Consider the following 8,314-nt stretch of genomic DNA (forward strand, 5'->3'; position numbering starts at 1 on the left):
AATTTATTAGACAAGGATAATAATATTTCAGAAATGGAGTTTAACATATCTAAAAATGTTGACTTATATAATGCTATGGATAATTTGAGTATAAAATATAAAAACTTAATCATTTTAAAATATTTTCAGGATATGACTATTCCTCAAATTTCTAAGCTTTTAGAATACCCGGAAGGCACTGTGAAAGTTTATTTAAGAAGAGCATTAAAAAAATTAAAAGTTGAATTGGAAAAGGGGTGTATTTAAATGAAGCATGATCCTAAAAATGGGTTTGAAAAAATTGCCATATCAAGCAGGCTTGATGATGTAATTAAAAAGTCTATTTCAAAAGCAAAAAGGGATAAAAAAATAAGAACTATAAAACTAAGGCTGATTAAGATTAATGCTGCAATAGCTTCATTGATTATTATTTTCATCAGCAGTGTCAATTTTGTGCCTGCTCTTGCAGAGTCATTAAGTGATGTACCTGTAATATCATCTATAGCCAATGCTGTACAATTTCATTATGATAAAAATATAGATAGTGCTGTAAATCAAAATTTGTCTCAAAATATAAGTAAAATTCAAAAAGACAAAAATATAAGTATTACTGTTGATAATATAATTACAGATGATAAAGATATATTTATATTATATACGTTAAATGGGACAATGGCTGATGAGGACATCAGGAATCTTTTATTAGAAAAATTTTCTGTAAGTGACAACAATGGAAAAACTCTCTTGAATAGTGATGATTTTAAATCACAAAGACTTCCGCCTAAGCTGAATAATAAAAATCAAGATAGTCTATCGTTAAGCAACACAAATTATAAATGCATAATTTCATCATTAGGTAATTCTATTGAAAATTACTCCAAAAATAAGAAAACTTTTGGTTCCATAGAATTGATAAGTATAAAGAATATGAAAATACCTGATGAAATAAATTTAAAGGTTTCAGGTATTACTGAAGCATATAATATGTCTTATTCTAAAGAAGCTTACAATAATTTTACTTCAAAATTCAATAGAGAACCCAAAAATATATCCGGCAATTGGAATTTTGAAATAAAACTTGACAAAAACCTAAAATCACAAAAACCGGAAGAATATAATAATATTCCATTTTCAATTAATAATACTGATTTCACTTTTAAGAGTGTAAAAATCTACCCTACCCATACTGAAATAAGAATACAATTGGGTAAAAACAGTATTGATAAATCTCAATGCAATTCAATTGGAAGAATAGTTGGAGGGGATACCAGCAAGTTACCCTATTTGACAGATGAGAAAGGAAATAAATATAGTATTTCGGGGAATGCTCTGGTAAGCATGGATTCGGAAAATTGTATAAATTTATCGTTTGAAAGTCCTTACTTTAACAAAACAAATAAATTGTATCTAGTGATAAATCAACTTAATTACTCAAATGGTGAACCTTATACAAATATAGAGACAACGAAAGTAAAAATCAAATAGTTTTTATTAAAAAATTATAAGTATCCATGAACTAAAAAAAGGAGTAGTGACTAGTAATACTGTAAATTTAAGAAGTTAGCCCAATACAAGCAGTACTATTTTTGAGGTAGCTTTACCATCATAAGAGAGGAATAGGAAAAATGAAAAATAAATGCATAAAGTTAATACTAATATTTACGCTGATTAGCTGTTATGTTTTTTCGGGGTGCACTAGCCTATCTTTTAATAATAAAAACCAATCAACAGTGGCTAATAATGTAACAAGAGAATCAAATCAAAAATTGATGATGAATACTATTAAATCATTAGCTGCTAATAATAGAACATTTGGTTCGGACAATGAAAAAAAAGCCTATGAATACATAGAAAATAAAATTCAGTCTTATGGGTACAAAACGCAGACACAAACATTTTCTTTTTATAATCATACATCGGATAACAAATTGCAATTGAAAAGTAGCCAAAATTTAATTGTAATTAAAAGAAGTAAAGCAAATTATAATAAAGAAGCTGTAATCATTTGTGCACACTATGATTGTTCTGAAAATTCCGTAGGAGCAAATGACAATGCTTCAGGAGTTTCGGTAGTTATGGAAACAGCTAGATTACTAAAAAATGTACCAAGTAATTATGAATTAAGATTTATTTTCTTTGGTGGTGAAGAATTGGGAGGAGTAGGCTCAAATCATTACATAAAAAATTTATCCTCTAATGATAAAAAAAATATAAAAGCAGTTATAAATATTGATTCAATAGCACAGAAAGGTGGTAGTAAACCATATATATTTACCATAAGTGGAAAGAAAAATTTTGCTGTTACGTTATTAGAAAGAAAGCCTAAAGATATGAATATAAAGAAAACAGATCGTGAGTTTAGCGATTATGTTGCTTTTGATGCAAATAAAATTCCGGCATTGTGTATAGGACAGGCTTATGACAAAAATTTAAAAATAAACAGTCCACAGGATACAATTTCACTTATAGATGAATCAAAGCTTAAGTTAGTTGCAGATACTGTTATAAATTCATTATCTAATTGAGAATTTTTAATTCAAAAATAAACTGGATTTTAAAATAAATTATCGTAAATCATGATAATTTATTTTTTTGTTTGCCTTTGACGATTTTCCTTTTGATAACAATTGTCCTATGCAATTATGCTATAATTAAATTACCAATATATTTGGCTGGAGGTAGAAAATGGAGGATTTGGATTTTTTGAAAAAAATTTGTGAAGTTGATGCACCCAGTGGGAGAGAGGATTGGCTGTACTCTATCATAGAAGATGGTTTTAAAGAATTTGGAAATATAACCATGAGCAAAATGAATAATATTTGCATACATAAAAAGGGGAAAAGTTCCAGTAAAATAATGATAATGGCCCATGCAGATGAAGTGTTTTTAATGGTAAATGAGATTTCAAAGGAAGGATTTTTAAAATTCAAAGCTGTGGGAATAGATCCTAAAAGTCTTGTATCCCAAGAGGTTGTCATTCATGGGAAAGAGAGAATAAAGGGAATCGTAGCTTTAAAGCCTGCATATGAGGATAAAGACAAAAATAAGATTAAGATGGAAAATCTGTATATAGACACAGGATATAATTTTGAGAAATTAAATGATTTAGTCAATATAGGCGATTATATTACTTTAAAAAGAAATATGAGTCAGCTTTTAAATGAGAATATATGCGGCAAAGCCGTGGATAATAGGGCAAGTATTGCAGCGATGTATATATGTGCAGCAGAACTCAAAAATGTCACTTCGGACTTGGATGTTTATTTTGTATGTTCCTGTCAGGAAGAAGTGGGACACAGAGGAGCTGGCATGGCAAGTTATGAAATCAAACCAGATATAGGCATAGCTGTTGATGTGACCTTCGATGGAGGAATGTTCGGGGATACTGACAGAGAAAATAAATTGGGAGAGGGACCCGTTATCTGTATAGGTCCTAATATACATTCTAAACTTAAAAACAGGATAATAGAAACAGCAGATAGACATAATATTTCCTATCAAGTTGAAGTGGAGCCGGGAAATACGGGGACAGATGCATGGGATATTCAGACTGCAGTTGGTGGAATACCCACCCTTTTAATATCCATTCCGATAAAGTATATGCATACTTCTGTGGAGATGGTGAATTTAGGGGATATTAGAAATACGGGAAGACTTCTGGCCAGGTTTATTCAGGAATTAAAAGAAAATGAATTGGAGGGATTATTTTGTTTTTAGAAAAGCTCTGTAATTCCGTAGGACCCTCCGGGTATGAAGATGAAACAAGAAAGGTTATCTTAAACGAACTGGGGATGTTTACAAAAGATATAGATGTAGATAGAATGGGCAATGTTGTGGTTCATAGAAATAACAGTTCCGATTCTGCTAGAGTAATGGTGGTCTCACATATGGATGAATTGGGCCTTATAATAACAGGTTATAATGAAGATGGGACTTTAAAATTTTCAACTATAGGAAACGTGGATAAAAATTCACTCCCCTGCAAAACTATTCTAATCGGAAATAAAAAAATATCGGGAATTATAGGAATAAAGCCAATACATCTCCAGAACAAGAAAGAGGTAAATGAGAGTTTACCCTGTGAAAATATGTGCATAGATATAGGTGCCTTAAACAGGGAAGAATGCCGTAAAATTGTTTCATTAGGGGATTTTGCTGTGTTTGACAATTATTTTTGTTGTTTTGGAGATGACTTTATAGAGGGAAAAGCCCTGGATAGCAGAATAGGTTGTTCCATACTTATGGAATTATTGAAACAGGATTTCAAATGTAACTTATATGGTGTATTTAGTGTACAGGGAAATATGGGACAAAGAGGAGTTTATGGGGCAGCTTACAACATTAACCCGGATATGACTATAATTTTAGACGGGATAAACAGTACAGATGTATTAGAAAGTCCAGGGCATTTAAAGACGATTCAGCTGGGGAGTGGTCCCTTAATACCATTTAAGGCTGGTGAGTCTATATTTGACAAGAACATGGTAGAGGCTGTTAGAAATGAGGCAGTTAATATGAATATCCCTTATCAGAAGGTTGGAGATACCAAGGGTGAGGGAGAACTTAAGGCAATTGGACTTACAGTTGATAATTGTAAAACTGCGGTGATTTTGATGCCCTGCAGGTATAAGAATTTTAGTGTTTCTCTGTGCAGTAAAATTGATTACCAAAATACTTTAAATTTATTGAAAAACTATTTGAGAGAATTATAATATGAATTATTTAAAATATAAAGAGGTGGAAATTTTGGATAAACTTCTGGTAAAGTTGATCAATTCTTTTGGAATCAGTGGAAAAGAAGATGAAGTGAAACAGACGATAAAAGATCATTTGAGTGAAACCAATCAGAATATACAGGAAGATAGTATAGGAAATATAATAGTGAAATTGGGAGCAGGTAAAGATAGGGTGATGCTGTGTTCTCACATGGACTCAGTAGGATTTATAGTAAATCATATAGATGATAATGGAATGATAGGAGTCGACAGTATAGGTCATTTTAATAAAAAGGATATATCCCACAGTTTTATAAGGTTTGACAATGGTACGTTGGGGAAAATATATACTTCTTCCAGGGACATGTTTGTTGATATAGGAGTAAAAGAGAAAGAAGAGGCATTAAAAAAAGTAAGAGAGGGAGATATGGCATCTCTTGTGGGGCCTTATTTAAATGTAGGAGATAATAATGTGATAAGTCCACTTTTGCATAATAAAGTAGGATGTTATATACTTTTAAGACTCATAGAGGAAATTGAAATGAAGGATGGAGTTGAAATCAGTTTTGTATTTGCATCCCAGGGTGAAGTGGGAGGAATAGGAGCTAGAATTGCAGCAAATAGTATAAGTCCGGATTATTGTGTAGTGATAGGTACTGAGAATGCAAAAAATGCAGAAGAGGTAAATGCTAATGTAAGCATAGGTGATGGCCCTGTACTTAAAATCATGGACAGTTCTCTTATAATGCACAAAGATATAAAGAATATATTGGAGAGTGCAGCAAAAAAGGCAGATGTAAGTCTTCAATACAGTATAAGTACAGATAAATCTGAAGGTGGATTAGTGCATAAGGAGAGAAATGGCATAAGAACGGGAGAGATTGCAATACCGTGTAGATATAAATACTCTACCTCGGAAATGGTATCTATTGATGACATGGAGAATACTATAAAATTATTGAAGCAGCTGGGGAATATTGAGGATCTCTTGTAGGGATTAAATATGACAGAGAAAGGATTTAAATAAAAATGAAAAAATTCAAATGGGCTTTGGTTATATTCTGGATGATAGTCGTATTTGTTTTTTCAAGCCAGAAAGCGGATATATCAAACGGAAAAAGTGAATTTGTAATATATATATTTCAGCTGCTGGGGCTGAATTTAAATAAACTATTGGGAAATATGGCTAATTTTACAGTGAGAAAAGTTTCTCATTTTCTGGAGTATTTCATATTGGGAGTACTGTTGTTCAATGCGGCAAAAGAAAAGCTTAAATTAAAAAAATTAGCTGTATTTTTAATTTCAATGGTGTTTTTGTATTCTTGCTCAGACGAGATTCATCAATTGTTTGTATCAGGAAGAACTGCTAGAATGAGAGATGTAATAATAGATACTGCAGGTGGAATTACTGGATTTTTGATATGTTACTTCTGGTATAAAAAAAAGGCGAAAGAGCTCTAAAGATTCTTTAGAGCATCCTTTAATTTTAGCCAGTCATTTTTATAGTTGGATTCAAAATTGCTATTTCTATTGTAAGTCAGAGCAGACGGGTGGTACATGGGAAATATATATTTTTTAAGTTGTTCATTAAAATAGATATTTCCGTGACACTCTCCTATAGAGCTGAATTCAGTAAATATTTTTAAAGGTGTATTTCCTAAAGTTATAATTATCTTAGGATGCACAAGTTGGATCTCTTCATTCAGTACATCCTTGAATAGTTTTATTTCAGAAATCTTTGGAGTTCTGTTGCTTACAGTTTTTCTTCCATTTTTCCCTTCATTTATCTTAATAGGTCTGAAAAAACAGCTGTTAGTTATTCTGACCATTTTTCTTTCTAAATTTATTAGGTTTAAGTATTTTTCAAAAGTTCTGCCAGCCATGCCCACAAAAGGTTTACCCTTTTCTATCTCTGTTTTACCAGGAGCTTCACCTACAAATAGTATGTCACACGGAATTGGACCATCTCCTGAGATATATCCACCAACTGGAGAATCTTTATAATTGTCACAGATTTCTTTGATTTTTTCCCTAAGCATTTCTTCTGTATCATTCATAAAAGGCTTCCTTTCTAATTTTAAATTAATTATATTTTCTTACATTTTAACATATATATACTTTTCAAATGAAATAATTTATTCTAATGCTATCACTTTATTATAGAGTTCAAAGAACAAATATCAATTTATGAGTAATCGCCATCTGACCTTAGAATCGCTTGATGTACTTTTAGAATAATTGTACTCATACATTTGCAAATAAATATGCTGATGATATAATGCTGTTAAATTGTTTAAGAGGTGATTTTGTTGAAAGTTCCATATGTAATGACACCAGGGCCCACAGAAGTCAGAGAGAATGTGAGGCTGGCTAGAAGTGTGCGATGCACAAATCCTGATCTGGATGCTAAGTTCTATGATTTTTATAGGGAAACCTGTAAAAAGATAGGTGAACTTTTAAAAACTAAAAATGAAGTTAGAATATTGGGCGGCGAAGGTATGCTTGGCCTAGAGGCTGCCTGTGCTTCTCTTACTGAAAAAGGGGATAGAGTACTTGTAATTGACAATGGAATATTTGGGGAGGGATTTGCAGATTTAGTCAAATTGTATGATGGTGAAGTAGTGTTTTTCAAGGGAGACAGAAGAGAAGAAATAAACTTAGAAGATTTGAGAAATTTTTTAGACAAGGACAGTAATTTTAAATATGCTACGGTTGTACACTGTGACACTCCATCGGGAGTGCTTAATGATTTATCAAAAATATGTCCTATGCTTAAGGAGAAGGGTATATTGACTTTAGTGGATAGTGTTTCAGCCATGGGTGGTGAAAATTTAGAAGTTGATAATTGGAAAATAGATATAGTTGTGGGGGGATCTCAAAAATGTATCTCAGCACCTCCAGGTCTTTCACTGCTCAGTATCAGTAAAGATGTTTTTGCTGCAATGGAAAACAGAAGGAGTCCTATAAAGTCTTTTTATTGCAATCTGCTGATTTGGAAAAATTATTATGAAGAAAAGTGGTTTCCATATACTCCGCCTATAAGTGATATAATCGCGCTGAGAACAGCGGTGGACAATATTTTAGCAGATGATGGTGTTCTAAAGAGACATGAGAGAATTGGGAGAAGTGTAAGAAAAGCTATTATAGAGGCTGGACTGCATTTGTATACAAGAAATGGATATTCCAACACTGTAAGTGTTATTGAAGTACCGGAAGGTATAGATGAAAAAAAGTTGAGAAAATACATGGTGGACAATTTTAATGTTATGATAGCAGGCTCTTTTGGATATTTGGAGGGGAAGGTACTTAGAATAGGACATATGGGTGAAAATGCGAGAGAAAATATAGTAGTCTATACTTTATATTCTCTTCAAAAAGCTTTAGAGCATTTTGGATTCAAGTGCAGATGCGATATATCACAGCTTTTTTTAGAAGAAATTCACAGTTTATAATGATGATGTTTAAGGATAACATGACCTAGCGTATCAGTATGTGAATAATCGAGTAAAAAAGACAATAAAGTTGAAAATGAAGGATAAATTAGTCTAAAGAGTGCATACTATAAAGAAAATAGGAGAAAATATGATAGAATATCAACTGTTGTCATGAAGCAGAGAAAC

Annotated in this window: 9 protein-coding genes; 8 read left to right on the forward strand and 1 reads right to left on the reverse strand. The window is 31.9% G+C overall.

What is annotated here, in order from left to right:
* From CLLU_RS17380 to CLLU_RS17410, 7 genes are all read left to right on the forward strand, one after another.
* On the forward strand, window positions 1–246 hold a 246-nt coding region (locus CLLU_RS17380; RefSeq protein ID WP_146127619.1), incomplete at its 5' end, for a sigma-70 family RNA polymerase sigma factor.
* Window positions 247–1,464, forward strand: coding sequence for a DUF4179 domain-containing protein (locus CLLU_RS17385; protein WP_106011030.1), 1,218 nt, complete (start codon window positions 247–249; stop codon window positions 1,462–1,464).
* Window positions 1,465–1,604: 140 nt separating this feature from the next.
* Window positions 1,605–2,504 carry a M28 family peptidase gene (locus CLLU_RS17390; protein WP_106011031.1) on the forward strand — a complete coding sequence of 300 codons (900 nt, stop codon included), beginning with the start codon at window positions 1,605–1,607 and terminating at the stop codon, window positions 2,502–2,504.
* A 160-nt stretch (window positions 2,505–2,664) separates the two neighbouring features.
* Entirely contained in the window at window positions 2,665–3,696 is a 1,032-nt protein-coding gene (locus tag CLLU_RS17395) for a zinc-binding metallopeptidase family protein (protein WP_106011032.1), read from the forward strand.
* On the forward strand, window positions 3,687–4,691 hold the full coding sequence (locus tag CLLU_RS17400) for a M42 family metallopeptidase (protein WP_106011033.1): 1,005 nt from the start codon (window positions 3,687–3,689) through the stop codon (window positions 4,689–4,691). The genes CLLU_RS17395 and CLLU_RS17400 overlap by 10 nt, the downstream gene beginning before the upstream one ends.
* Before the next feature lies 1 nt (window position 4,692).
* A complete protein-coding gene (locus CLLU_RS17405) occupies window positions 4,693–5,688 on the forward strand; it encodes a zinc-binding metallopeptidase family protein (protein ID WP_242977730.1) in 996 nt (331 codons plus the stop codon).
* 35 nt (window positions 5,689–5,723) lie between these two features.
* A complete protein-coding gene (locus CLLU_RS17410; protein ID WP_106011034.1) occupies window positions 5,724–6,155 on the forward strand; it encodes a VanZ family protein in 432 nt (143 codons plus the stop codon).
* Here the strand turns inward: CLLU_RS17410 and CLLU_RS17415 are convergent.
* Window positions 6,152–6,751, reverse strand: a complete 600-nt coding sequence (locus CLLU_RS17415) for a uracil-DNA glycosylase (RefSeq protein ID WP_106011035.1) — start codon at window positions 6,749–6,751, stop codon at window positions 6,152–6,154. The two genes, CLLU_RS17410 and CLLU_RS17415, sit on opposite strands and share 4 nt — an antisense overlap.
* 252 nt (window positions 6,752–7,003) lie before the next feature.
* Between CLLU_RS17415 and CLLU_RS17420 the strand changes: the two genes are divergently transcribed.
* Complete coding sequence (locus CLLU_RS17420; protein ID WP_106011036.1) at window positions 7,004–8,146, forward strand: pyridoxal-phosphate-dependent aminotransferase family protein; 1,143 nt, start codon at window positions 7,004–7,006, stop codon at window positions 8,144–8,146.
* Window positions 8,147–8,314 lie beyond the last annotated feature (168 nt).

Source organism: Clostridium luticellarii (assembly GCF_002995845.1).
Classification (GTDB): domain Bacteria; phylum Bacillota; class Clostridia; order Clostridiales; family Clostridiaceae; genus Clostridium_B; species Clostridium_B luticellarii.